This is a genomic window from Stieleria neptunia, assembly GCF_007754155.1.
Taxonomy (GTDB): Bacteria; Planctomycetota; Planctomycetia; order Pirellulales; family Pirellulaceae; genus Stieleria; species Stieleria neptunia.
In genome coordinates this window covers 5,600,140-5,626,069 of record NZ_CP037423.1, presented here as the reverse complement: position 1 = coordinate 5,626,069, position 25,930 = coordinate 5,600,140, and the positions used below count along the sequence as shown (strand labels likewise).

Annotated in this window: 21 protein-coding genes; 5 read left to right on the top strand and 16 right to left on the bottom strand. The window is 58.9% G+C overall.

Annotation, left to right across the window (positions count from 1 at the left end; translation table 11 throughout):
* Positions 1–143: 143 nt before the first annotated feature.
* Positions 144–1,319 carry a Gfo/Idh/MocA family protein gene (locus tag Enr13x_RS19505; protein ID WP_145388615.1) on the bottom strand — a complete coding sequence of 392 codons (1,176 nt, stop codon included), beginning with the start codon at positions 1,317–1,319 and terminating at the stop codon, positions 144–146.
* Positions 1,320–1,724: 405 nt separating this feature from the next.
* Here Enr13x_RS19505 and Enr13x_RS19500 point away from each other — a divergent pair, with 405 nt between their 5' ends.
* A complete protein-coding gene (locus Enr13x_RS19500) occupies positions 1,725–2,126 on the top strand; it encodes a DUF5684 domain-containing protein (protein WP_197455202.1) in 402 nt (133 codons plus the stop codon).
* A gap of 116 nt (positions 2,127–2,242) precedes the next feature.
* Here the strand turns inward: Enr13x_RS19500 and Enr13x_RS19495 are convergent, their stop codons facing one another.
* Entirely contained in the window at positions 2,243–4,378 is a 2,136-nt protein-coding gene (locus Enr13x_RS19495) for a Na/Pi cotransporter family protein (RefSeq protein WP_231743649.1), read from the bottom strand.
* 243 nt (positions 4,379–4,621) lie between these two features.
* On the opposite strand from Enr13x_RS19495, the gene Enr13x_RS19490 reads away from it, so the two are divergent.
* Positions 4,622–6,385, top strand: a complete 1,764-nt coding sequence (locus Enr13x_RS19490) for a Na/Pi cotransporter family protein (protein ID WP_197455201.1) — start codon at positions 4,622–4,624, stop codon at positions 6,383–6,385.
* A 183-nt stretch (positions 6,386–6,568) separates the two neighbouring features.
* On the opposite strand, the gene Enr13x_RS19485 is transcribed toward Enr13x_RS19490, so the two are convergent.
* From Enr13x_RS19485 to Enr13x_RS19430, 12 genes are all read right to left on the bottom strand, one after another.
* A complete protein-coding gene (locus Enr13x_RS19485) occupies positions 6,569–8,419 on the bottom strand; it encodes a type II secretion system protein GspD (protein ID WP_145388613.1) in 1,851 nt (616 codons plus the stop codon).
* A gap of 117 nt (positions 8,420–8,536) precedes the next feature.
* Complete coding sequence (locus tag Enr13x_RS19480; RefSeq protein ID WP_145388612.1) at positions 8,537–9,148, bottom strand: hypothetical protein; 612 nt, start codon at positions 9,146–9,148, stop codon at positions 8,537–8,539.
* Positions 9,141–10,763 carry a PilN domain-containing protein gene (locus Enr13x_RS19475; protein ID WP_145388611.1) on the bottom strand — a complete coding sequence of 541 codons (1,623 nt, stop codon included), beginning with the start codon at positions 10,761–10,763 and terminating at the stop codon, positions 9,141–9,143. The genes Enr13x_RS19480 and Enr13x_RS19475 overlap by 8 nt, the downstream gene beginning before the upstream one ends.
* A gap of 10 nt (positions 10,764–10,773) precedes the next feature.
* Positions 10,774–11,163 (bottom strand): hypothetical protein, encoded by a 390-nt coding sequence (locus Enr13x_RS19470; protein WP_145388610.1) that lies wholly within the window; start codon positions 11,161–11,163, stop codon positions 10,774–10,776.
* A gap of 28 nt (positions 11,164–11,191) precedes the next feature.
* A complete protein-coding gene (locus tag Enr13x_RS19465; RefSeq protein WP_145388609.1) occupies positions 11,192–11,740 on the bottom strand; it encodes a hypothetical protein in 549 nt (182 codons plus the stop codon).
* Entirely contained in the window at positions 11,730–12,173 is a 444-nt protein-coding gene (locus tag Enr13x_RS19460; protein WP_145388608.1) for a hypothetical protein, read from the bottom strand. Before Enr13x_RS19460 ends, Enr13x_RS19465 begins: the two co-directional genes overlap by 11 nt.
* Positions 12,170–12,640, bottom strand: coding sequence for a prepilin-type N-terminal cleavage/methylation domain-containing protein (locus Enr13x_RS19455; protein WP_197455199.1), 471 nt, complete (start codon positions 12,638–12,640; stop codon positions 12,170–12,172). Before Enr13x_RS19455 ends, Enr13x_RS19460 begins: the two co-directional genes overlap by 4 nt.
* Positions 12,641–12,666: 26 nt before the next feature.
* Positions 12,667–12,993, bottom strand: a complete 327-nt coding sequence (locus tag Enr13x_RS19450; RefSeq protein ID WP_145388606.1) for a type IV pilin protein — start codon at positions 12,991–12,993, stop codon at positions 12,667–12,669.
* 149 nt (positions 12,994–13,142) lie between these two features.
* Positions 13,143–13,487 carry a prepilin-type N-terminal cleavage/methylation domain-containing protein gene (locus tag Enr13x_RS19445; RefSeq protein ID WP_145388605.1) on the bottom strand — a complete coding sequence of 115 codons (345 nt, stop codon included), beginning with the start codon at positions 13,485–13,487 and terminating at the stop codon, positions 13,143–13,145.
* Entirely contained in the window at positions 13,484–14,641 is a 1,158-nt protein-coding gene (locus Enr13x_RS19440) for a type II secretion system F family protein (RefSeq protein WP_145388604.1), read from the bottom strand. Before Enr13x_RS19440 ends, Enr13x_RS19445 begins: the two co-directional genes overlap by 4 nt.
* A 5-nt stretch (positions 14,642–14,646) precedes the next feature.
* A complete protein-coding gene (locus Enr13x_RS19435; protein ID WP_145388603.1) occupies positions 14,647–16,353 on the bottom strand; it encodes a GspE/PulE family protein in 1,707 nt (568 codons plus the stop codon).
* Positions 16,350–16,772, bottom strand: coding sequence for a response regulator (locus tag Enr13x_RS19430; protein ID WP_145388602.1), 423 nt, complete (start codon positions 16,770–16,772; stop codon positions 16,350–16,352). The genes Enr13x_RS19435 and Enr13x_RS19430 overlap by 4 nt, the downstream gene beginning before the upstream one ends.
* A 340-nt stretch (positions 16,773–17,112) precedes the next feature.
* Here Enr13x_RS19430 and Enr13x_RS19425 point away from each other — a divergent pair, with 340 nt between their 5' ends.
* Together Enr13x_RS19425 and Enr13x_RS19420 are read left to right on the top strand one after the other, a co-directional pair.
* The gene (locus tag Enr13x_RS19425; RefSeq protein WP_145388601.1) at positions 17,113–17,901 is read left to right on the top strand and encodes a hypothetical protein; all 789 of its coding nucleotides are present in this window, start codon (positions 17,113–17,115) and stop codon (positions 17,899–17,901) included.
* Positions 17,902–17,953: 52 nt separating this feature from the next.
* The gene (locus Enr13x_RS19420; RefSeq protein WP_145388600.1) at positions 17,954–21,079 is read left to right on the top strand and encodes a right-handed parallel beta-helix repeat-containing protein; all 3,126 of its coding nucleotides are present in this window, start codon (positions 17,954–17,956) and stop codon (positions 21,077–21,079) included.
* 111 nt (positions 21,080–21,190) lie between these two features.
* Here the strand turns inward: Enr13x_RS19420 and Enr13x_RS19415 are convergent, their stop codons facing one another.
* Together Enr13x_RS19415 and Enr13x_RS19410 are read right to left on the bottom strand one after the other, a co-directional pair.
* Complete coding sequence (locus Enr13x_RS19415) at positions 21,191–22,624, bottom strand: polysaccharide biosynthesis/export family protein (protein ID WP_145388599.1); 1,434 nt, start codon at positions 22,622–22,624, stop codon at positions 21,191–21,193.
* Between the two features lie 56 nt (positions 22,625–22,680).
* Positions 22,681–23,802 (bottom strand): hypothetical protein, encoded by a 1,122-nt coding sequence (locus Enr13x_RS19410; RefSeq protein ID WP_145388598.1) that lies wholly within the window; start codon positions 23,800–23,802, stop codon positions 22,681–22,683.
* A 411-nt stretch (positions 23,803–24,213) separates the two neighbouring features.
* On the opposite strand from Enr13x_RS19410, the gene Enr13x_RS19405 reads away from it, so the two are divergent.
* Positions 24,214–25,800 carry an MraY family glycosyltransferase gene (locus Enr13x_RS19405; RefSeq protein ID WP_145388597.1) on the top strand — a complete coding sequence of 529 codons (1,587 nt, stop codon included), beginning with the start codon at positions 24,214–24,216 and terminating at the stop codon, positions 25,798–25,800.
* Positions 25,801–25,930: the final 130 nt, after the last annotated feature.

The window sequence follows — 25,930 nt, the reverse complement described above, 5'->3', positions numbered from 1 at the left end:
TTGCTGGCGTACTTTGGCGTTCACTCGCAACCCTCCGTTGGGTGAGTGGATTGAGGTCTTAGTATCCTCCACTGCACCCGCAAGACGCCGAGGGTTTTCGAGTTTTTCTTTTTTTCTAGATCAGGTGATCGCTTGATTGAGAACTAGAGATCGACCCAGGTCGAACCGTTGGCGGAGCTGTTGACCGCGGCCTGGATGAAGTTCATTCCGTTGAGTCCGTCTTGCACGTTGGCGTACTTGCTGCCGTCACAACTGAAGGGCTGGCCGTCGTTGTAGGCTCGCACATCTTGTTCGAAGCAACGATGCAGGCGTGCATAGGCATCGTGGAAGGCTTCCGGGTGACCGGCCGGGATATTGGGCTCGGCCATCAGTTCCTCTGGCAAATCGCCGAGGAATCCGTCGTTGGCGGCAACCGCACCGCGGAAATACGTCCTGTCGGGCTGATCGGGCAACAAGATTTTCAGCTGTTCGGGGAACTCCTGGTCCCAGATCAACGTGCCCTTGGTGCCGTTGACTTCGATGCCCAGATCATTCTTGTGACCGATGGCGATCTGGGACGCACGCACGAGCGCCTTGCCGCCGTTGGACAGTTCGCAATAGGTCGTGAAGTGATCATCCAGTAGACGCCCATCGACGAAGGTGACCAAGTTGGCCTGGACCTTGGTGACATCGAGTCCGGTGATGTATCGCAGTTGCATCAGCGCGTGCGTTCCGATGTCGCCGCCGCAGCAGCTGATCCCGGATTTTTTCGGATCGACCCGCCACTCGGCCTGGGCGACGCCGGCGTCTTCGGTTCGCCCGGCCAGCCAGCCTTGCAAGTAACGTGAATCGGCCCAACGGACCTCGCCCAACAACCCGCTGGTGACGATGAATCGGGCGAACCGGCTGGTCCAGTGGCCGAGATAGGTGTGCGCGACACCGAACGGGATTTTGGCTTCTTTCACCGCATCGACCAGCTGTTGAGCTTCGTCGAGATTGAGCGTGAGCGGTTTCTCGCAAAACACGGGAATCCCAGCGCGAACGCATTTGATCGACGGGTCGAAGTGAACATGGTTGGGCGTGACGACGACCACATAATCGACGCGTTCGCCGATCGGTTTCTTGGATTCCACCTCGATCATTTCGTCGTAGTTGGTGTATCCCGTGATCGGGTAGTCCCAGTTGGCCGCTTCCTCCAAGGCCACTTTGGGATCGGGATGCAGTGCCGCGGCGACCACACGCCGGGTGCCGTCAAAATGGATCGCGCGTTGATGCGGTTGGACGATGAATGCACCACCGCCACCGCCGATCAAACCAACATTGAGGGGTCGTTGACTCATAAAATTCGTTGCCGTTGTTCGATTAGAGAGGAGTCTTGTTCGTTGCCCACCGATCTTGGGGGATGCTAAGTATAGGGCGTGGCCTTGACGGTCAACAAGCCGCCGAGCCGATCGAGTCCGCTCCGCCACAACCCGATCGTCCGCTGATCGATTCGTGCGCGTCACGAAAGACGCCAGCGGAGAAAATTGGCGAGTGGCGAAACCGAGAGCGCCGCGGTGAAGTTTTTTTTGTGGCCCCGCCAAAAATCCGATAGACTTTGGGTAGGCTGTCGCCACCGAAACTGGTGGGTCTTTTCCTTTACCCTGGCGATTGATTCGCAGGCTTCGGATCGGCGATCGCTCACAGCGATGTAACTCACAACGTTGTAGGGATCGACCGAAACCAACGAACGACGAGGCGTCAAAATGATCCACTTTCCATTCAATCTGCCGTTAGCTCAAGAAGGTGGCGGCGGCGGCGGTGTCGTCGGGCTGCTGATTTTGTTGATCCAGCTCGTGATCATCGTGGTGATCGTTGCGGGGCTTTGGAAGACGTTTGAGAAAGCCGGCAAGCCGGGTTGGGGGGCGATCATCCCGATTTACAACGTGGTCTTGCTGCTTGAAATCGCCGGCAGACCGATCTGGTGGATCGTGCTGATGCTGATCCCGTTGGTGAACATCATCGTCGCCATCGTGATCTCGATCGATATCGCGAAGAACTTCGGCAAGGGCGCCGGGTTTGGGATTGGGCTCGCCTTCCTCGGCTTTATTTTCTACCCGATCCTGGGATTTGGTGATGCCCAGTACCAGCGTGTCGCGGCAGCTTGAGGGATTCCCGAGCGCGACCGATCGGCGCTGATTGACCGGCTGGGGCCGACCGGTTGGGGGCGTGCCTGGCGTGCTGCTGTAGTTTAGTGCCTTGCGAGCGATGTTTTCCCCGCGAGCTATTTTTCACCCGCGAGCGCCTCGGCGATATTGACCAGGTGGTCGCGGACGCGTCGGTAGGCGGCCACCATACGGTTGTACGAAACCAGGGAACGCACTTCGAGCTGCTCTTCCGGCGGTTTGGAAATCACTCCCTTGTACAGCGACTTGGCATGTTTGGTGATCGACTCGCCGTGCGGAAGTGCTTCCACGGCCCCTCCGGCATGGCTCAGTTGCTCGTAATAGTGGCTGACGAGACCGAGGTAGTCGGACACCATCGTGTGCAATTCCAGCAGCTCTTGCTGCTGAGCGTTGGGCAATCGCAAGTCGTGCCGTTCGAGGTGGCGATGCGCCTTGACCACCGTTGCGATGCAGTCGCTGATCGATTCGTATTCGTCGACCAATCGCAGTTGCCGACGCGATTCGGCGACCACATCATGGGGAACATTGCCGACCAATAAGTTCGACATGAAGGTGACGATTTCGCCCTGCATGACGTCGAGTTCCTCCTCCATGTCCAGGATTTTTTTTCGCAATTCTTTGCCCGGGCCGTCGGTTTCATGCAGTTCCTCTAGCCATGCCATCATCTGCTTGCAGGCGTTGACCATGCGAAGGACTTCGACACGAGATTGCTCGACGGCGACGACGGGGGATTCCAGCATGCGAACGTCGAGATTGGTTAGGTGTTCCTCTTCGTCCGACAATCGCCTTCGATCGGGGATGACCCGTTTCAGTCCCGACGCGATGTGTCCAGCCAGCGGCAGAAACACGATCGTGTTGGTCACGTTGAATCCGGTGTGTGCCATCGCAATCGCGGCGGTGATTTCAGCGCTCGAGATCACGCCCAGCGTCATGTCCGCGTTGACATCCCCGGCGACCACATAGCGAACCAGCATCAGGTACAGGTGGAACACGGCGGTGATCCAGGCGACGCCCAAGATGTTGAAAACGATATGAAAATAGGCCGCCCGTTTGGCATTGGTGTTGGATCCGAACGAAGCCAACCAGGCGGTGATGGTCGTGCCGATGTTTTCTCCCAGCACGAGCGCCGCCGCCGTTTCAAAATCGATCACGCCGATCTGTGCCAGGCCGATCGTGATGCCCAGCGTGGCCGAAGACGATTGCACGATGAAGGTCAGGACACAGCCGACCATGGCGCACTTTAAAACGCCCAGATAGGTCCCGGCATCAAAGGCCTTGAACCAGGCCTCGAACTCGGGCAGTTCTTTGACGATCGCGAAACCGTCTTTCATCAACTCCAGTCCCAGGAACACGAGCCCCAGCCCCATCAAGGCCAAGGCACCATATCGCAGCCGATCTCGCTTGGAAAACAGGTAAACGAATGCCGCGGCGCCGGCCAACGGAAGTCCGTATTTGCCGATTTTCAAAACCAGGATCCAACCCGTGATCGTGGTCCCGATGTTTGCCCCCATGATCACTCCGACCGCTTGGGTCAGCGTCATGAAGCCACTGTTGACAAACCCCACCACCATCACCGTCGTGATCGAACTGGATTGAACCAGCATCGTGACCAAAACCCCGACACCGGTCGCCATCAGGCGATTGTCCGTGACGATGCTGATCATCCGCCGCAGCCCGTTGCCCGCGATGGCCTGCATCCCCTCGGAAAGGTTCTTCATCCCCAACAGAAACAGCCCCAGCCCACCGAGCACCGTGAGAATCAGCTTCCAATAATCGGGTTCCCACAGCTCGACGTAGAACTTGGTGTCGACGGTTTTCCCCGAGGCACTCGTGGCCCGCAACAAGACCTCGCGTTTCTTGGCCGTTTTTCGCTGCCAGTTCAATCGTAGCTGGTGTCCATCGACGACAGCCTCTGCGACATCTTTCTTGCTCCGCAGCACTTCGATCTGGAACGGTTCATCGCCGATCTCGGTTTCCGTAAAAACCTTTGATAAATCGATCAGCGTCGCCGGCGATCCGAGAAATGCTTTCTGGTCCGGAATCAGTTTGATCGTCAATCCATTTGAATCGCCTGGAGTTCCGGTTGACGAGTCATCCGAGACGTTCAGTGGTGCGGTGACCGCTGGGGTGTCGGTCTGTGGAGCGGCGACAACCGTGCCGGCGAATGGGCCGAAGAGGATGGTGGAAACCAGCAACGCCAGGCCAACGCTCCCCCAACCACGGCAACGACGCACTGAAACGACAGAGATGAATCGACGGAAGCTGTTTCTGGGGTTGCGCGTCACTGTCATGCTATGTTGTGGGCGAAGGCCGATAAGCCGGTGTGGTGGCGACGAGGGAGTGTCGATCAGCCCGTGCGTATTCGCCCATCCGTCTGCCGGCGCGGATGTCCAAACAGGCCGGTGGCCAAATCGGGGTGAAGCTTGTGTTAAGCTTTGGGGAAATGCAGGTGAATCTTAATCTCTTATCGGACCGCCGTGTTGCTGGCTGAAGTCACATCCGACTCGTTGCAGATCGGGCCCCTTTTGATGGGGTTGCTGGGCGGATTGGCGTTGTTCCTGTACGGGCTGGAGCAGATGTCCGAGTCGCTGAAGTTGATCGCCGGCGACGGCTTGAAGAAACTTTTGGCGACGCTGACGACGAATCGTTTCACCGCGGCGTTGGCCGGTTCGATTGTGACGGCCATCGTGCAATCGTCTTCGGTGACGACGGTGCTGGTCGTCGGCTTCATCTCGGCCGGACTGATGAGCTTGACGCAATCGATGGGCATCATCATGGGAGCCAACATCGGCACCACGATCACGGCCCAGTTGATCGCGTTCAAGATCACCCATTACTCGCTGCTGTTGGTCGCGATCGGATTTTTCACGCTGTTCGGAACGAAGAACGAAACCGTCCGTCACTACGGCCATCTAATTATGGGGTTCGGGCTGATCTTCTTCGGCATGCAACTGATGAACGACGGCACGGCGCCACTGCGTTCGTACGCACCGTTTGTCGACATGATGCACCAGATGGACGATCCGCTGTGGGCGATCCTGCTGGCCGCGGTCTTCACGGCACTGGTGCAAAGTTCGTCGGCGACGACTGGATTGGTGATCACGCTGGCCGGCCAAGGTTTTATTTCCCTGGAAGCCGGCATTGCGCTGATTTTCGGGGCCAACATCGGCACCTGCGTCACGGCGGGACTGGCCTCGATCGGAAAACCGCGCGAAGCGGTGCGGGCCGCCCTCGCCCATGTGCTCTTTAACGTCGCCGGCGTCGTGATCTGGTTCGCGTTCATCCCCCAGCTTTCCCAGATCGTCACGTGGATCTCACCGGCAAGCCCGGAACTGAGCGGTCTGGCACGCGTCGCCGCCGAGACGCCGCGTCAGATCGCGAACGCGCACACGGTGTTCAATGTCGCCAACACGGTCCTGTTGATCGGGTTGACGACTCCGCTGGCGTGGCTCGTCACGCGTCTGGTGCCCGAGAGCCTGGTCTCCAAAGTCGAGCCGGATCACCCCAAATACCTGGACCCGATTCTGTTGCAAACACCTTCCCTGGCGATGGACCTTGTTCGCATGGAACTGGGCCGATTGGGTGCCGCGGCGTTGCACATGATGCGAGGCGCGTTGGAGACCGTCATCCATGGGTCACGCCAAGAAATCGATGCACTTGAGGAACTCGACGATCACGTCGATGCGCTGCACGGAGCCATCGTGACTTATTTGGGGCGGCTCTCACAGGAGCAATTGACGGACCGCCAGTCAGATCAGTTGCACGACTACTTGGCCGTGGCGAATTACCTGGAAAGCATCGGCGACATGATCGAATCAAACCTGATCCAGGCGGGGCGCGAGCGAATCGTGAACCATTTGACCATCAGCGAAGAAACCGAAGCGATCCTGACGGCTTTGAACACCGAGGTGATTCGGGCAACCGAGCGGGCGATCCGATCGATCGTCTCGGGGGATGTCGAGATCGCGCGCGAGGTCTCCGCCATGAAAGCGACGATCAACGCCCTCTCCGGAAAGGCCGAACGCCACCTTTCGTCCCGTCTCGCCGCGAAGGCCCCGAATCGACTGGCCATGTATCGGCTCGAATCGGAAATCATGGAATACGTCAAACGGATGTATTACTTTGCCAAACGCATCGCCAAAGTCACCATGGCCGACCAGGCGGAAGTCGCTGTCCCGGAGCAACCGGAGGCGGTGGAATGCGGCGAAGCGGCAACACGTGATCGCGACCGCGAGGCCTGAGGACGTCAATTGTATCAGTGACGGATTTGATCGTAGCGGAAAACGCTAAGACTTTCGCGAGCCGCCGGCCCTCTCTGGCGTTTGCTTGCTGCGCAAACGCCGTCTCTCCCAGAGGGAGAGAGTCTAAATCGGTTGCCAAAAGCTGCAGCAATCGAATCGGCGTCCTGAGGCTTTACCGTCGCGTCACGGACCGACCGGATCCGACAATCCGATGTCGATCGGTTCGGCCTGGTTGTCGAAGGCCTGGTCCCAGGGGATTTCGAAGCATTCGCAGGCGTTGGTCGAACTCTGTGGCTGATGCACGTGTGGCTGCCGCGCGTGGGCTTGTTCCAGGCGTTTGAAATGGTCGATCTGTTTCGCGCGGGCGTCCAATTCGGCTCGCAAGGGGTCGATCCCAAAGGGAACCGGGTCGGTCGGCGTTTGATTGATTTGACCTTCGAGGATTTGGTTGACGCAGTGCTCGCGAGCCGTTCCGATGCTTTGGTCGAGGATGATTTGCGGGGTGATGAAGACCAGCAATTCACTTTCGCGGGTGGAGGCCGAGCGATGCCGGAACAGTTTGCCGAGATAGGGGATCCTGCCCAAGCCCGGGATGGCGCTGCGTTCGGAAATTCGGGTGCGTTGCCGCAGACCACCCAAAACGATCGTTTGGTTGTTGGCCACTCGAACGGTGGTCGTCGTCTCTCGTCGGTCGATGATCGGCGCGTTGTCCGGTTCGCTGAATCCGGTCAGCAGACTGAAACGTGGATTGACGACCAATGCGATCGTGTCATCTTCGGCAATGTGCGGCACCACGTTCAACGTCACACCGGCCTCGCGAAATTCGGTCGTGCCGATCGTGCCTCCCTCCAGGCCCTGGGTCAATTGTTGGTAGGGTACTTCGGTGACAATCTGAATTTCCGCCTTTTCATGATTCATCACGACGACGTTCGGATCCGCCAGCAATCGAGAATCATCGGCGGTATCGAGCGCCTGGATGATTGAATCCATATTCATGTATCGATTGAGACTGGTCAGGGTGACCACGCCGTTGGTGCCGCTATCGAGCGGTGCCGTAATGCTCCTGACGGCGATCGATTGTGCCGCCGAGCCGGTGGCGGTAGCGATCGAAGCGCTGTTCAGGCCGCCGCTCCAGTTGACCCCCAGGCGTTCCAGGTCATCGGTGCTGCAGTCATAAATCAGTGCCCAAATCCTGACCTGGGGCCGCGGCTGATCCAACTCGGCCAGCGCCAATGCGATGCGTTGGACGTTGGAGGCTTTGTCGGCGACCACGACTTTGTTCTCCATCACAACGGCCGCGGCTTGTCCGCCCTCACTCAACAGCGGTTTGATCGCTGCGGCCAAAATGTCCGACGAGACGTATTGGGTTTGAATGACACGCACGATGTCGCTGTCTGGAGAAGCCGGTTCGCCACCGATCGACCGCTGCTGAACACTCGCCGAGCGTTGCTCTTGGCGATACCTCTGCGCCGCAGATTCCAAGGATTCCAGGTGTCGTCGCACGGTGTCGATGCGTTCGGGATAATCGATCACGACGATCGAGTTGCTGGATTCGACACCATGGGCTCGGCCCTCAGGGGAAAGCATGGATTCGATCGAGGACAAGACGTCAGTGGGAGTGCAGTGCACCAAGCCGATGACCTTGGTTTCGAACAGCGGCAATTGATCGCCCAGGCTCGCCAGCGGAACGATCGCCAGACTGCCGCCCACGACCCGGTATCCATACCCACGCGTGATCAGCAGTGAATCCAAAATGTCATAGACGGCCGTGTCGGCGAACGACGCATTGACCGTTCCGGTGACTTCATTGCCAACGACAATGTTCAACCCACTGACATCGCGAACCGCAAACAGGGCTTCCAACAACGTGGCGTCGCGGAGGTCCAAGCTGAAACGCTTGGACAGCTTTTGCTGAATCTCCGCCGAAACGTCCTTCTGCACCGACAGATCGGTCTGTCCGGAAGCCCCACCCACCAGGCACAGACAGAGCACCAACGCGATCGCCGACGTCCATGGCCATCGCGGTGCCTCCATCCGCCTTCGTTCGAATCGAACGCACGTGGTGTGGGGATCCAAAATACCTCTCCGTGGAATGGTCCGGTCTGGCGCGAAAACACCGATCGGCGCGTCTGAGCATCCGTGCCCACCTGCTCAATCGAACGTCTCGGTAAGGTTGAACAAAGAAATCTCAACGTCCAAGATCAAATGTCCGTCATTGCCCTCACGCTGCAAGGTCATGTTTGACGGTACGGCAAACCGGTCCAGTCGGGTCAGCGCGATTGTGAGCTTTGTAAGCTCTGCGAGACTTCCGCCGACGGACAACGTCAGCGTCCGCGTCTCCAACATAAAATTCGTTGCTTCGGCGTCGCGCGACCCGTCTTCATCGAACGGATTGTCGTTGACATGCCAGGGGCGAATCACGGGATGGCTCATCGTCAAACGCCTCACGCGACACCCCATCTGCTGGGCGAGTTTCGTCACTCGCTCGCGGATCTCCGCGGCGGCGTCCCCGTCCAACATCTGGTTGCTAGCATTCGGTATCGATTCGACTTCTCGGAGCTTGGCGCGGAGCAGTTCCAGGTTGGACAACGAGCACGAGATCTCGCGGAGTTCGGTGTTGTACCGCGCCACCTCGCCCCGGGTCCCGGTGTAGTGGTCCCAGGCGGGGATCACCAACAGCAGGGCCAGCACGATGGCGGTCGCCCACACGAGGGTGCCGCGGCGGGGATGTTCAAGAAACGCTTGGACGAACTGGTTACCCACGATCAAGTTCCCCGACGATGGTCGACGCGAATCGGATGGACGATTCCGGTTGCGGCTTCGGCTGGACGATCGCCGAAACTTGGAATCGATATTGGGCGCCGACGCTGTTTCGCGTCGCGCTGGTGGATTCCAGTGCCACACGCGAAAACATTCCGGTCTGTTTCAGTCGATCGATATAGGTGTAGACGGCTTCACCGGAGTAGCTGGCGCCGCTGATTCGGACCGTCTGATCATTTTCGATCCGCACGGATTCCAGCCAGGATCCCTGGGGAAGGCTTCGTCCGGCTTTCAAAAATACGTCGGCCCAATCGCGTGTGGGAATCCCGGCGGCCAGGGTTTCGACCTGTTCGGCTCGCTGCATGCGCCGCTGCAGGGTCAAGCGAATCTGATTGCCCTGAGCGTTTTGCAGGGTCAGCGTTTCGATTTGTGCCTCGGTGCGGAGCGCCAAGGAGCGGGCGTGTTGGCCCATCAAAAACAGCGCCAGGGCGATCGATGCGGCCAGCGTGATGGGCCAGGTGTGCTGGATCAGCGGAAGCCATTGAACCCGACGTCCGGTGCGCAAGGTGGACACCAAATCGTTCGTTTCTTCGGCAGACCTCGCGTCATTGTTCAGCCGCGCCAGCCCGATCGCCGCGATCGTGCCGGAGTCTTCCGAGAGTTCGCCCTGCACCTGAAATCCGTGGCACAACTCTTCCATCGGAAAACGTTGGCGACGTAGGATCGAGGGTTCATCCAGACTTTCATCCAGCGATTCGTGGTCGGAATGTTTTTGGGTCACAAACAGGGGCGACAAGTCGGCCGAAGCGGTGGGCAATTGGGCATGGATATAGCGCCGCAAACACTTCAAGTGCCGCTGGACGATCGAACCATGGGTCACCGAGGCCTCGGGAATCGCCGGACGATAATCCAGCAACAAGCGGCCTTGGTAGGAGATCCCAAGGTCGACGCGGCCCAATTCTTCGACCATAAACAGGACCGGCTCATGGCTGTCTTTTTCATAGGCGTGCAGGATGCGGCACAGCACCAGCATGCTGTGTTCCAGGTGGGCCAGCCGCATCCCGGCGGACTGGACCGCCGCGGCGATCGCATCGACCATCTGCCGAATCGCAATCGTGACGCAGACACGTTTCCGTTTGGCGTCGATGCGATGGGTGCTCTGGCAACTGACCTTGCTGCCCAATCCCATCCCGATATAGCGTTGTGTCCGGTGTGTCAGTTCGCGGATCTCGTTGTCGACTTCTTCGTTGTCCCCGGCGACCACGCGTGTCACGCAGGGGTTGCCGCCCAGCCCGACCGTGACGGCTTGTCCGCCCAGGTTGTATTTGGACGCCAATTCGTTGAGTGCATCGGTGAGCGTGTTGTCACTCCAGTCACCGTGTCGCGGGCCGCTGTCGGCGGGAAACGCGATCCGCTCGACGATCAGCTTTGACTCGCTGCCGGACTTTTCGACGACTGCGATCGCGATGCCCGACGGCGAGACGTCCATCCCGACGGTCCGGCTGACGCCTTTTCGTCGATCGCGCCGGACCCGCCGTCGCGGGGACTGGCGCCGTTCGAGCGTCGCGGGTTCGCGATCGGTGGCCTTTAAAAGATCGTTCTGCAGTTTGCTTGCCATCGTTGCGTGTTCAACCTCCCTGCTTGACGGTGACGTGAAGCGTTCGTGTGAAGTTGCCGACGGTCCCGGTGGACATCAGATCGACGGTGCCGTCGGAACCGTCGGCGACGGTCACCCGGTAGCTCCAACCGCTTCCGGCAGGAAACTCGGTCCCCGGAATCCCGCCCCGCCACGAGATGTTTTTCTCCAGCTGCGCGAATGCATCGTTCAGACCCGCCTCGGCCAGGTAGCGGGCTTCATCCCACTGGCGTGTATTCCGGAGCGCCATGTAACGCATCATTTCGGCGTCCAGCGTCGCCACCGCCAGCGTGCTGACCAGTGTCATTACAAAAATCGCGAGCAACAGCGCGGCACCATGCCGAACGGGGCGCCGAACGGGGCGCGGTCGCGGGAGGTTCATTGGGTTCATCGGATGCCCCTTGGTCGGTTTACCATGATCGGATCCACACCTTGCACTGCGTGGTCCGCTGCGGCACGGCGGAGCGCGGCAGCGTCACCGTCGCAGCAACCTGGATGACATGAATCGCGTCTGGGTCGTTGGTCGCGGTGACACCGTCGGCGGCGAATCCCGTAAAACTGAGGTCGTCGATTTGTTGCGCGAGCATGGACTCGGATGGATTCGAAGAATCGCGAAACGTCACCACGCCCAGTTGCCCGCCGCGACTGGGGTACCATTGCCAAGTCGCGGTCTGATCGTCCGGTTGTTTTAATGTGATGGCATTGCCGTCGGCCGAGATCGCCGCGACGCCGACGGCTTCACGTGCCGCGCGAACAAAGTGCCGCGAGGTGGCGTGCGCCTGCTGCAACACCGCATACTCGCTGTCGATGGTTTCCCAGGACTGGCGGGCGGTGCGCATCACGAGCGACAACCCGGTCATCACACCGGCCAGCATGCTGCCGGCGATGACCAGTTCCAACATGCTGACACCGCGGCGTCGCGGGCGAGCACTCGATGGTGGCGGCTGTCTACGGATCACTGAACTCGCTCTCGTAGGCGACAAGTTTTGCAAGTTTGGTTGCCAGTCTGATCCGCTGCTCGTCGGCGTCGAGCGTGGCGTCGGCATCTTGGTCGTGCCAGACCGTCACATCGATTGTCGCCAGTTCGCCGGGCCGTCCACCGGCCGCGATCGCATCGGATTTCATGACTTGGAACCAGACATCGGCATGTCCGATGCTGGCGAAGTGGCCGCGATGGGAATTCAGTTCCCAATTCGCAGCCGTGTACGCCAACTCCTCTTCCAACTTGCTGGTGCACAGGGCCAGACGCGTTTCGGCGCGTTCCAGATCTTCCGTATTGGCGATCCGTGTACGCGTCAACTTGAGCGCCGGAACCAACGCAATCGTGATCACGATCGTTGCGGCGATCAGCTCCAGCATGGTCTGTCCGGTCCGCGGTTGGCTTCTGTTCATGGCGAACCCTCTTGCGTTCGGATCATCCGCGTCAGGGGTTCCACCTGGACGGAGAACATTCGATTGGGCCCCCGCAGTTGAGCCGCAAATGGTTGCGAGCCGACGCCTTCAAAGTCAAACCAGATTTCGCCGGCACTGACTGAGACCCGGACACGTTCTGCGACGCCGTGCGGTCCTTCGACGGTCACCCGAGAACCGTCCTGACGCCGCCCGACAACCGCCCAACTGGTCGCGGCCGCCGCCGGGCCTTGCAGCACCACGCCGTGCGGATCCCCGGTGCGAATCGCCGCACGCTGGGCATGAAGCATCGCCAAAGACAGCAACCTGGCTTCGGAGCGCGCCCCCGTATCACCGAAGGTGTCGCGGCCGAATCGCATCAATGCCGCGGTCGCGAACACGCCCAGGAGCGTGACGACGACCAGCAACTCGATCAGACTGAGGCCGCTTCGTTGACATCGACGTCTCAACACGGAATCATTGGGGGGCTCGAATGCTATTTGATCACACGGTGCGTTGCTGCATCGAGTTGATACGATGAATTGTCCACGGGGTTTTTCGGGATACCCTCAGGGAAATAGTTCACATCAGCCGCAATGTCCGACAGGTTCAGCTGCGGGTAGCTTCCTTTTTGGAAGTACCAACGTTCCACCGCGGCGTTGATCTCTGCCATGTTTTGTTTGTTCACTTCTTGTTGTGCGGCGACTTTCGAACTGGAGATTCGCGGCACAACGACGGCAGCGATCACTGCGAGAATTGTGACGACGGCCAACAGTTCAAGAAGCGAAAAACCGGAGCGTTTGACGTGTCTTGTTCGTTGCATGGTGTGCCCTACTTTCGAGGCTATCGGGGATCAAATGGCAAGATCGAATCGCTTGAGCCAGTTAACTGAAATATGGAAAGCCCTTTGTCATGGTGGACCTTCAGTGATCAAAGTTAGGTCAAAGCATCCCTTCGGGGCCCTCCTTTGGCTCAGTGATGATGCCCGTTTACCCTCCCCGTTGAGGCATCGATCGTGTAGCGTGTGGAATCCACCGGACATCGGGGCAGACCATCGGGGAAGAAGCGGACGTCGGAGCCGATATCCGAGAGATCTTGCATTGGCCAGCGACCGTTTTCCCGCTGCCACAACGAGACTTGCACTTCGATGACCGCTTTTCGCAGTTGACAACTGCTGTCGTTCGCCTGGCCCGCTCCGCCGCTGATGCGAGGCACAATCGCGACTGCGATCACGCCCATGATGGCCAACGCGGCGAGCAGTTCAAGCAACGAAAGCCCGATTCGTTTCGCGGGATAGAATCGCGGCAACGGAGTCACTGATTCACCTTTCCGATCAAGTCAAACATGGGCAGGTAGACGGCCAGCAAGATGCCCCCGACGGCGACGGCCAGTACGATGGTCAAAATGGGTTCGATCGCGCCGACGATCGCGTCGGTACTGTCCTCGACGTCGCGCCGCAGGTGTTTTCGAATTTGATGCGTGACCGGAACCAGACGCCCTGTCCGTTCACCGACAATCACCAACTGATTCACGACCGCGGGAAACAAATCGCCTTCGCGCTGCAACGACTGACTGAAACGTTCGCCACGCCGGATGGCGGTGTACAGCCCCAGGATTTTCTCCTGGACATGACGGTTGCCGATCGCGCGTCCGGCCGGCGGCAAGGCCTCGGCCAGCGTGAATCCGCTCTCCATCAGGTTTCCCAACACATCGGCGAACTGCAAAATCGCCAGGTTGCGAAACCACTCGCCGACGATCGGAATGCGTATCAAATTGCGATCGATCCAACGTCTCGATTGGACGTTCTTGAACAAGGTGATGACGGTGATGGCCAAGACAATCGATAATCCCAACAGATGAAAGCCATAGACCTGGACGATGGCGCTGACGTCGATCAGCAATTGGGTGATCGCCGGAAGCGTCGCACCGGCATCTTCATACATCTCTTGAAAGGTCGGTATCACGCACAACAACATGAAGATCACGCTGCCGGTTCCCGCGACGACCAAGATCGCCGGATAGGCAAGCTTTTTGAGGATCATCTTGCGATGCCCCGACGACCGTTCCAGTTGCTCGGTGATGCGAAGCAAAGCCTGATCCAGCTTGCCGGAACGTTCCCCGACTTCGACTTGGCTGACCAAGGTCATGTTGAACGCGCTGGGAAAGGTCTTCATCGACGCCGACAACGACTCACCGCCTTTGAGTGCCCGCGAGATTGAGGACAAAATGTGCTGGTACTTTTTCAGCGACCGATCGCGCGTCACGGTTTCCAACGCGTGTGTCAACGACACGCCGTTTTGCACCAGCGTGGTCAGGTTCCTCAGAAACACAATCAGGTCTTTGCGTTTGAAGCGGTGCTGGGGATCGTTGCCGAACTTGATCTCGTGCAGGCTCTTCAGCAGAGCCCACGATTCGGTCTGGTCGCGACCGTTGACGGCACCTGCACCGCCGCGGCTCGATGCGGTACTCATGGTGATTAACCTGACAGTTTGAAGTAAACTTCTTCGATAGACGTGACACCCTGTTGGGCAAGTTCCACGCCCATCGTGGCCAGATCGACCATCCCTTCGGAGCAGGCGATGCTACGCAGGGTGCTGCCGGGCATGCCGGATTCGATGGCATGTTCCAACTGGGGCGTCACGACCATGATTTCAAAGATCGGAACGCGGCCCGAGTATCCGGTGCCGCCACACTGTTCACAGCCGACGGCTTCAAAGAATCCGCCGCTCAGATCCAGACCCGAGGGAATCTCGCGGCCTTGGTAGATCAGTTCCAACAATGACCGATTGAGCTGGCACTCGCGTTTGCAGTGCTCACACAGTCGTCGCAACAGACGCTGTGCGATCGAGGCGACCAGCGCCCCGGCGATTTTGAAATTGTCGAGTCCCAGATCGCTCAGCCGGGCAACCGTTCCGACCGCGTCATTGGTGTGCAGCGTGCTGATCAGCAGGTGTCCCGTCAGCGAGGCTTGGACGGCCGTCGTGGCGGTTTCGTGATCGCGGATCTCTCCGACCAGAATCACGTCCGGATCCTGTCGCATCAAGTATTTCAGTCCGTTGGCAAATCCCATCCCGAATTCGTTGTTGGCATGCACCTGATTGATGCCGGGGAGACGAAATTCGACGGGGTCTTCGATCGTGGAGATGTTCTTCGACGCCGAGTCCATGCTGCACAGCATGGAATACATCGTGGTCGTTTTCCCGGATCCCGTCGGCCCGGTCATCACGATCATACCGTGTGGTCGGTCGAGCAATTGTTTGACGGTTGCCAATTGACGCTCGTGCATCCCGAGCAGTGAGAAATCAAACGTCTTACTCGATTCATCGAGCACCCGCATGACGACTTTTTCGCCGCGCACACAGGGGATACAGCTGACTCGAAAACTGGCTCGGGTTTCACCGTCCTGGATGGTCAGGTTGCCGTCCTGGGGACGTCGTTTCTCTGCCGTATCCAAATCCGCTAACACTTTGACACGTCCGACCAACGCGTCCTCGCTGTCGCCCGGAACGGTCATGATCTGGTGCAATTGACCGTCGATTCGATAGCGGACGCGCATCTGCGGTGAATCGGGTTCCAAATGAATGTCACTTGCTTCGGCCCGCACCGCCCCCATCAAAATGGCATCGAGCAAACGCACCACCGGCGCGTCGCTGTCCTCCAAATTTTCATCCAATTGAATCGTCTCGCTGCCGCGTTCCTCCAGCTCTTGAATGCGGATGTCGACGGCGGTTTGCTTGGCCTTGATCTTGTCATCAAACGCCGATTCGAGCATCCGGTCGATATCCGCTTCCAGGCAGATTGCCGGTTCGACCTGATAGCCGGTCATCAACTCGATTTCACTGATCGCTTCCATGTCGCTGGGATTGACCATCCCCAGCCGTAGCACTTTGTTTTGCAACTCGACCGGTGCAACTTTACGCCGACGCGCAAAGGACTCGGGCAGCAACCGAACCAATTGCCCGTGCGTGACATGTTCGTCAAAGCCACAGAACGGCAGTTCGTATTGTTCGGCGAGCGCCTTGCCCAACTGTTCCCGCGTGACCAGGCCGCGTCTGAGCAGAAAGACGCCCAACTGCAATCGAGTTTGGCGTTGATCGACCAACGCGGTTTGCAGCTGTTGTTCGGTGATGACACCATGTTCTAACAGGATGTCACCGATGCGACGAATTTTGACGCTGCTCATGTTCGTTCCGTGAGATCTCGTTGGGTCGCGATCGGTTCAGACACGAGATTGAGCAGCGTGACCAACTTGGATTCGAGAACGACCGGATCGTACGGCGAGATCACGAAGCTCTTGGCCCCGGCCTTGTAAGCGTTTTCGACCTCGACCAGGTCACCGCGGCTGGAGATGCAAATGATCGGAATATGGCTCGTGCATTCGTCCGACGCGATCTTCTCCACCCAGCGAATGCCTTCGCCCATCTCCAGATCAAGATCGATCAAGACGGCATCCGGCAACGCTTCGGCCAACGCCTCGGTCATCTCGTCGCCACTGCGCACGCCCGTCGTCCGCATCCCCAGCAACTCGAGACGAAACACCGTGACCTCCAACACCGTTGGGTGGGCGATGTAGACCAGGATTGTCTTTGCTTCGGAATTCATTGCAGGCACAAAATGGCACACTGATACGGTGAGACTGTCAGAACGCTAGGTTGCCGAAACCTTCGGTCAAACGCAGACATGACAGTTGGCAAAGATCGCACAGAAGCCACCTGAGATCGCCCTCAAGCGAGGGAAAACCGTCAATTCGCCATGCGAGTCGGCCGCCGCATGCGGGCGTGTCACAGAGTGCGACAGAGAAACGTTTTGATCAATCGACAAGTCATGTGCTGTGCCACCCATGCAACCCCTCGCATCGTCCACTCCCCAGCGTCACATCGTGTCGGCCTTCCTCGTGGCCCTGATCTGCGTATCAGGATGCGGACCGGAGCCGTCCGCGGTGATGACGCAACGCCAAGAGACGCTGCCGCTGACCCTGGTCGATCGACGCGGGCCGGCTGCAACGGCGATGTCTGACGCCGGGGCGCCCGCAACCAATGCCACCTACGCTGACACGGAAGCAGCTAGCGGAACAACGCGAGCCGTCCGGTCCCAGCCTGAGAACACCTTGAAAGACCGGAGGGCTCGCGCCCTACCGCTAACAAAAAACAACGCGTTTGACGAACAAGACATCTCAGCGATTCCCGATCATCTCAATTTCTTTCTGCCCCCCAAGACGGCGACCGTCAAAGTCGAAGTTGACGCGCCGGAACCAGAGACCGAGCAGTCGACCGTGCGACTGATCGGGTTTGTGTCGTCGGATGCAGAAGACGAACTTGCCACGCTGGCGCTGCTGCGGGTCGGTGGGAAACTGGTCCCGATTCAAGCGGGAGAAGAGTTTGAGGGCATCTCGTTGCTCTCGACGAACATGAAAAACAGGTCCGTGGAAATCCGGCACCTGGACGAGTGCATGACGTTGGCGATGATGGACCAACCCATCGAAAACCCGGCGGTTCAAGGTCTGACGCCGCAACCTGTCCGACGACGCACGACAAGCCCCAGTGCGATCTCTCGTCATTCAGCCGCACCGGACGAATTCCATCTGTCGGATCCAGGATTTGCGACTCCGCCGGATCCGGACTTGGGGCTCGGATCCATTCCCGCCGGCATGGACCTTGAGCTTCCCGAAGAACTGCGGTTGCCCGAGATGCCTGAATTGCCCGAGTTGGAGGGTTTTCCGGACTTGCCCTGAGGCGACTGAGCCGCCAGCGAATTCAACCACACCCCTTCAACGGTCCCTTCCCGTGACGCACTGCATTCCACGTTGTCGACCACTCGTCCTGATCGGGCTCTTGGTGCTGCTGCCGATGTCGACGGCTCAGGCGACCAACTACTACGTTCGCACGACCGGCAACGACAGCAACCCGGGCACCGATCGCAACCAAGCGTTTCGCACCATCGGCAAAGCCACGTCTGTCGCCGGACAGGGGGACGTTCTCTTCGTCGGTGCGGGAACCTATGACGAGAACGTCATCATCAAGGGAAGTGGCGGCGCAAATTCAAACGCATGGTTGGTGCTGTACGCAGACAAGACGGGCATCTACACGGGCGACAAGGGATCGGTCGTCATTCGCCCCCAAGCCAAGACATGGACGGTACGTGTTTTCAATACCGGCAACGTCTTGTTCTACGGGTTTGCCTTTCAACGCAACGCATCGATCGACGGCAATAGCTACGGCAGCCTGGTCACCAACACGACCGGATACGCGTATTATCTGAACTGCAGTTTCAAGAATCTGACCTACGCGCTCCGCGATCTGGGCGCCCACCGATTGCTTGTCAACGGATGCAGCTTCGCAGGGGGCAGATTCGGTCTCTACACGACCGGGATTGAATCCGCCAACGTCAGCAACTGCCAATTCGCGGCGACACAATACGGATGCATCGGATACGACGGGACGTCATTGACGGTGACCGGCACGCGTTTTTTCGATCGGATCAACGCCGGCGATGCACCCACCAAAACTCGCGGCGTGTACGCGGTCCGCACGGGATTGACGGTGTCCCGGTGCGAGTTCAACGGCAGCGCGATCGGTGTTTATGGAACGGCATTGAAATCTGCCACCATCACACGCAGCGACTTCTTGGACACGACGTCGCATGCGGCGCGTTGTGACGGCCAATCACTCTCGATGAGCCGTTGCACCATCAAGGGTGGGAACTATGGCGTTACACTCGGTGACACGACCGGAGCATCCGTTGAACTTTCTGATTTGCAAATCGAATCGATGCGTGTCGGTATCACGGCGCACCAGAGTGATTATGACTTCCGCAAGGTCACTTTGCGTGGAAACCAATACGGTCTGTACCAGCGGTCGGGCAACAAACGCTTGACCGTCTCGAAAAAAGATCGCATCGATTTCGTCGACAACAACTACGCCATCTATTCCAACCACGCCGAGGGAGAGGATGCGGAACTGATCCTGTCAGACCAGGACTTGAGCGGCAACGACCGTGGGCTGGTCAGCTACCGAACGCGAGTGTCGGTCGACAAGTGCACGTTCGGCGGCGACAAGATGGGCGCCTACTTGTCGGATAACAAGTCGGCCACCGTTTCCGACAGCAAGTTCAGTGGAAACCCTGCCGATGCCAACGCATGCACCTATGGGCTGTACGTCCGCTCGGACGACATTGATGTTCAACGATGTCGATTCGCAAATTCGCGATACGGTGTCATGGTCCACAACACCTCCGCGACGGCTCCGGTTCTGAAAAGACTGACCTCGGAGGATCATACCGCGGCGGCGCTGTACATGCGGGGCGGTACGTGGACCTATGCAGGGGCCGACAAAAATACGTTTCGCAATTGTCCTCGCGGCGTGATCGCCAACACGGTCGAGTGGTCGATCGATGACGTGACCACCAGCGATTCGTGCAAGTACCCGATCACGGATTACTACGGTGATTGCACCATCAGCAACACGACCGCACGAGGAACGACCACCGGTTTCTATGCCTATCAATCCCAATCGGTCATCATCGACGGATTGGCAATCAACGCCTGCGGTTCCTACGGCGTGGTGTTAAACGATTGCGCGAACGTGCAGATCGACCGATGCGTCGCCAATGGCAACGGCCACGGGATGTATGTCTACAGCAAGCAGAACATCCGGCCGACGATTCGCAATTGTGATCTGTCCGGCAACACTGGATACGGGTTGCTGATGACGGGGGCAACACTTGATCCGTCGTCGACCGCCAATCTCGAACTGAACAACAACCGTTACGGGCTGCGGGTCAACAATCAACCGTTGACGCTCACACCGGCGATGAACGTCCGAATGACCGGAAACCAGTATGGCGTGCTCTGTCAACGCGGCAAACTGACCATGACGGGCATCCAACTCGCCGGCAATGAAACCGGTGCCTACTGCTCTCGCGGCAGCCTGTCGATCGGGCAATGTTCATTTACCGCGACTCGGTACGGTGTGCTGGGCTACCTGGACGGTGAATGCGAGATCACCGATTCCAGTTTCAACGACGCTGCTTACGGCATTTATCTGCGAACGGTCGGAACAGCGAACCTACCGATCCAGATTTCCAAAGCCGTCGTGACGGGGGCAACCCGCGGCGGGATTTATGTCCGCGGCGATTCGGCGAACCCTTTGCCCGTGGTGATCCGCAACAGCAGTATTCGCAACGGCCGACAGGGCCTGGTCTTGAATCGCACCCGAGCGACGGTGGATTCGTTGTTGTTCGCGGATTTATCCAGCACCGGCATTTATCAATCCAGCGGATCGGGAACGATCCATGGGTGCTCCTTCAGGCGGCTGACAGGGAGCTGGGCGATCCTGGCCAGGGGCGACCGTTGTGACGTTAGGCAATCCACCATCGCCGCGGGACGATACGGAATCGCGTTGCAGACCGATCGGGGCGCGGTCACCAACACGGTCATCGCGGGAACGGACTACGGCATCTACCTGCGGGCGGCGGACGCTGACTATTCGATCGTGCACACGACCGTCGCCGCCGCGAAGTACTATGGATTGATTCGTTACGAAGGTGCGACCACGATCCGCAATTCCATTTTTGACGCGACGTACTATGGACTGTACAACGCCCGACCCGGCGGCACGTTCGACCACCAGTACAACTTGGTGCACGCGCTGCGTCGCCCTTATGGGAACAGCTCCGCGGGAATCGGCGAGACCAGCGACCCGCCGCTCTTCGCCGATCCAGCTACGGGAGATTATCACCTGTCGATGGGGTCACCGGCAATCAATTCGGGCGCCGACCTGTCCGGTTTGGTCTCGATCGACTTGGACGGGAACTCTCGCCCCAGCTTTCAGGGTTTTGAGATGGGGGCGTATGAATTCATGGAACCGAGCGGATCGATTCGCGTGTTGAAATGGGATGAAGTGGCGCGCTGAGGTTGCGTCGGGGACCGTTGGGTGAAAGACGTCCGGTTCCAAACAACCATCGCCGCGAAAGTTGCCTTTCGCGGCGATCGGTAGAGATTCGTCGAACGGGTTGCGGAGGGTTTAGTTGTTCCGCAACAGTTCCTGGATTCCGTAGGTGAAGAAGGTTCCCAGGCCGAAGTTCAGCAGTTCTTCTTCGGCCTTGTACTGCAGGATCAGCGTGTCACCGGCTTGGATCAGCGGTCGTGATCTCGGGTCGTTGATGGCCTTGGTCAAGTCGACTTCAATCGCAACCTGACCATTGCAGTCGGTTTGGCGTAAGATAAACAGCCTTCCCGGTGGGATCGTCGCGATCTGCCCGCCGATGCCGCCTGGGCGTCCTCCCCCACCCACCGCTCCATAAACGCCTTGGCCGGCCAAGGCCATGGCACCCAGCACGTCCAGGTCATAGTCACGCGGCATGGGGAACTGGCCTCCGGGCAACAGCCCGCCGGTGTAGAAGATTTCGGTTGCACGTGATTCGATGTAAACAATGTCGCCATCTTTCAGCGTGATTTGTTCTTGGGACAGATTGGGAGATTCACCTGGCGGCAGCCGCAATGGGATTCTCAGGATGTTCGGATCTTCGGGCAACTTCGGCAAACAGGCACAGGGATCCAGCATCGCCGCCTGACGTTGGGCGCGGAATTTCTTTAGGAATGCTTCTCTTGCTTCCCTGTTTTCTTTGGTGGCTCGAAGGATTTTGACCTGGTTCTTGGCGTTCAGCCCCGGCAATCCTCCGGTTTCAACCAAGGCGTGCAGAATGTCGTTCTGGTAGGCCCTCAGTTTGACGAGTCCGCCGGTTGCGCTGCGGTCACTTCCGCCCAAGACGAACTGAGCTCCGACGCTCTGGTTGGTCAGTCCTCCACCGCCACCGCCGTCTTCACGGACGACGATCACGTCGATCGTACGCTCCCGAATGATGGTCACGATGGGGCGTGCTTTCTCGGGCCGTAAGATGTCATTATCGATGTAGGCGTCGCGAATTGCATCGCGGACCTGATCGAGAGTCAATCCATCGACATTCAGTGGTTCGATCAGGGGCAACGCCAGCGTCCCATCTTCCTGCACGGCGATGGGGTAACCGATCGACGGCGGCAAGGTGCTTTCGGCGTCGGGGAAGTTCACCGGCGGAGGTTCCGGCGGTGCGTTCGGCGGGTTGAACGGCAGCACGCCTTCGATGTAAACACCGAGGATGTCGTCTGGACCGATCAAGTATTCTCGCGGCGGCTCGAGTGACAACGCCGAGATGTCCACGGGAACAAGATCGTTCTTGGGTTCGGCGAAGTACTGTTGCGGAAGTCGATCCGCGGGCACACCATCGATCGGCTGTGTCAACGCGGAGCATCCGGTCAGCGAGCCCGCCATCAGCACGGCCGCAGCCGCCTTGGCACTGAGACACCGAACGCCAGTGCGAAGGGAATCGAACAGACCGCCGCGGCAGGCTCGGCTGTCGCCGCGGTCACGCCCTTCGGCCCGCGGCTGTTTTTTTCCCAAGTTAGCAATACTGTTATTCATCCCTGCACTCGTCACTGTAGGTTTTCAGCGTGGATTGAAGCGACCGTTGGCTGCTGCTATTCAAACTTAAATGGAATCTCGTCGGAGTCGGCACTGGCCGTCTCGACGATCGCGTCAGCTTGGCCGGTAGGCTTCGATTGAGCTTGTGCCGCATTCGTTTTCAACGAGGCGTCACTTGAATTGGCGGGCATTTCGATCGAACCAAAAATCCCTTCGATCGCATCTTCACCCAGGGGAACGGTCGGGCGACCGGAGTCCTGCAAGGTGTAGGTGGTTGCCGATTGACGTGGCACCAACGTCGCCGCATCGACCAGGCTGTCCACCTCGCCGCCGAAGCCCGGCCGATCGGAATTCGATTTCAACGCGGCATCGTCTCCGAGCGCGGGGGTACCGAGCGAGGGGGCACTGAGCGTGTCCGCATCGAACGCCGGTTGGCCGCTCCCGATGGCGGGCGGGGCCAGCGTTTCCGCCGGCAACGACTCGATCGGCGTTGTCGTCTCGATGATCCGCGTCGATCCCGGGACAATGATCTCCGGAGGGACCGGTTTTCCATCGGGCCCGAGCACCGTTGAAGCCTCGGTCGGCGTCGCGGCGGTGTCGCTGTCACTCGCTGGCGGCTGCTGGACCATCATCGGGGCTCGACCCCAATAGCCAACGCCATCCTGTTCGGCTGCCTTGACCCCCAATGGATACCCGGCGAACCAGGCATCGATCGCGGCTTGCCCACCGGGGGACTGGTATTTCCACCCCCAGTATTGGCTCGGCGCGACACGGGGGATGCAGCCGTCGGAGCCATTGGCCACGTCGGCGTAGCCTTCCAGGAAACCTGCTTTGAACTCGTTCAGGTGTGGACGGTTCTTGTGGCAGTGTTTTTCTCGCAACCATGCCTTTGTGGCAAAGACCTTGTTGCGATGGGCGAGCATGAACTCGTCCAGGTACTCCGCTTTGCGTACCTGACGATACGCGTTGGAGACCAAGGAGCATCCCGAGGCGCCGGTCAGCATCAACGCTGCGGTCCCGGCGATGACAAACGATCGCAGACGGCGCCGGGCCGTCCTGCGACGCGTCGGTCGTGCGACGCGATCGCAGGTGGATTGCGGTGGTGTTTCGGAGTTGCGTCCCGACGGAATCGGGTGGTGTTCGGGTGCGCTGGCCGCACGTGTTGAACGAATCGCCATTTGGCCCCCCTTGGCTGCTGGCGGAATTCGAAATTGGGTCAAGCATTTCGGGCAGCCCACCGGTTCATGGCGTACCGTCCTAGGGGTGTTTATCGCCGTAACGGTCGAAAGGATTTAGCCAAAACTGACGGAAACGCCAGCTGTAGGGGTTCTATCGGCTTTGCCGACCGTTCTTTTAGTGATCGTTCCACCGCCCGGGAGGGGATATCCGGGCGGGCTTTCCCTCCGATCGTTGCAAAGAATACTCAAAATGAAGATTCAAAGCATTCTCTGAAACGGGTTCTGTTTTAGACTGAGTGCTTCTGTAATCGTCGGGTAAACTGTGATGACCTACACGTTTTCCCCGAGGGGGGGCGAGTCAAACGGTCAAGTTCGACGTTTCGACTTTTCTAGCCGCATGATACGACACCAATGATTTGGTTGACCCTGGTTTCGCTCCTTTGTTCCGTCCTCGCTGCGACAATTCTGGTTCCGGTCGTTCGTTTTTTGGCTCGCCGGGTCGGGATGGTCGACGCGCCTGACGAAGAACGCAAGCTTCACCGAGAGCCGATCGCGCTGTGTGGTGGAGTGGCGGTGTTCGGTTCGCTGCTGGTGGGATTTGTTTGCACGGTTCTTTATGACCGTTCCTTCGGCGACTTTGCCTTGGGATACGTTTCAGCGCGTTGGTATGGACTGGTCCTCGCCGCCTTCGCGATTCTGGTCGTCGGCTTGATCGACGATGCCTGGGTGATGCGAGGCCGCCAAAAGTTGCTGCTTCAGATACTGATCATTTCCGCACTGGTGGGCAGCGGCACGGTGGTCGAAAAGATCGGCCTGATGGGCTTTGAGATCTACCTGGGGTCGCTCGCCTTTCCCGTCACGGTGCTGTGGTTGCTGGTTGCAGTCAATGCGCTCAATTTGATCGATGGCGCCGACGGTGTGGCGACGACCGCCGGGTGTTTCATCAGTCTGGGGTTGGCGGTACTGAGCTGGGAATACGGCACGCCGCTGGGCTGTATTTTCGCCTTTTGTCTGGCGGGCAGCTTGATCGGATTCCTGTTCTTCAACAAACCCCCGGCGACCATCTTTCTCGGTGACGCCGGCAGCATGGTGATCGGCTTGCTGGTCGGCGTCCTGTCGGTGTGGGGTAGCGTCAAGGGTTCCACGTTGCTGGCCTCGGCGCCGGTGGCCATCCTGGCGGTACCGCTGTTTGACTCCGCCGCCGCGATTGCCCGACGATGGCTGACCGGCAGAAGCATTTACGCGACCGATCGCGCCCACCTGCATCACTTGCTGCAGAAGAAGTACGGGCATTTCGGCATGCTGTTCATCGTCGCCGGTCTTTGCTCGTTGACCACGGTCCTGGCGATTGCATCGGCCCGCTATGCGATGCCCTGGCTGGCGCTGCTGGGGGTGGTCCTTGCCGGCACGTTCCTGGTGGTGACTCGCTCATTCGGTCACGCAGAATGTCAGCTGTTGATGATGAAAGCCTCTCACATGACGCGATCGTTTTTTATCACGCCGCGGCAGTCATCGCTTGAAAAGAATCACCGTTGCCTGCCGTTGCAAGGCAGCGGCGACTGGAACCTGATTTGGGAGCCGCTTGTCGATTTTGCGCAGATCCACGACCTGGCCAAGATCAGCATCGATCTCAATTTGTCGTGGCTACACGAAGGCTATCACGCCAGCTGGTCAGATGTTCGGATGCCCGATCGCGACAAACAGCTGCAAATCAAATGGCCGATCGTGATCACGGTCGGCAGCAAACAAATGACGGTGAATATCGGCACGCTCCACGTCGTGGCATCGGTTGCTTCACCAAGAATTCACGAACAAATCGCGGATCTGAGTTTGAGGTTGATGGACCTTGAACCGCAAATTCAGTTGATCATTGCCGAACTGGAGCGGCAGCACGCCACGCCCGCCGACGTCCGGGTGAGCGGAGTCGTGCCGGCACCCCGATATGCAGGTGCGGAGCGTCGGGCGGAACCGGCGCCGCTGCTGTCCAGCCGTCACTGATCGGTTGCCCCCACTGATCGGTTTCGTTGCTTCGATCGGCACGTTTGAGCGCCGAAGATCGACGAAAATCGCCTTCAGTCTCTCTTCCCCTGTCCTTCTCCAGTTCGCCGCTGTCTGGGACAATCCTTCA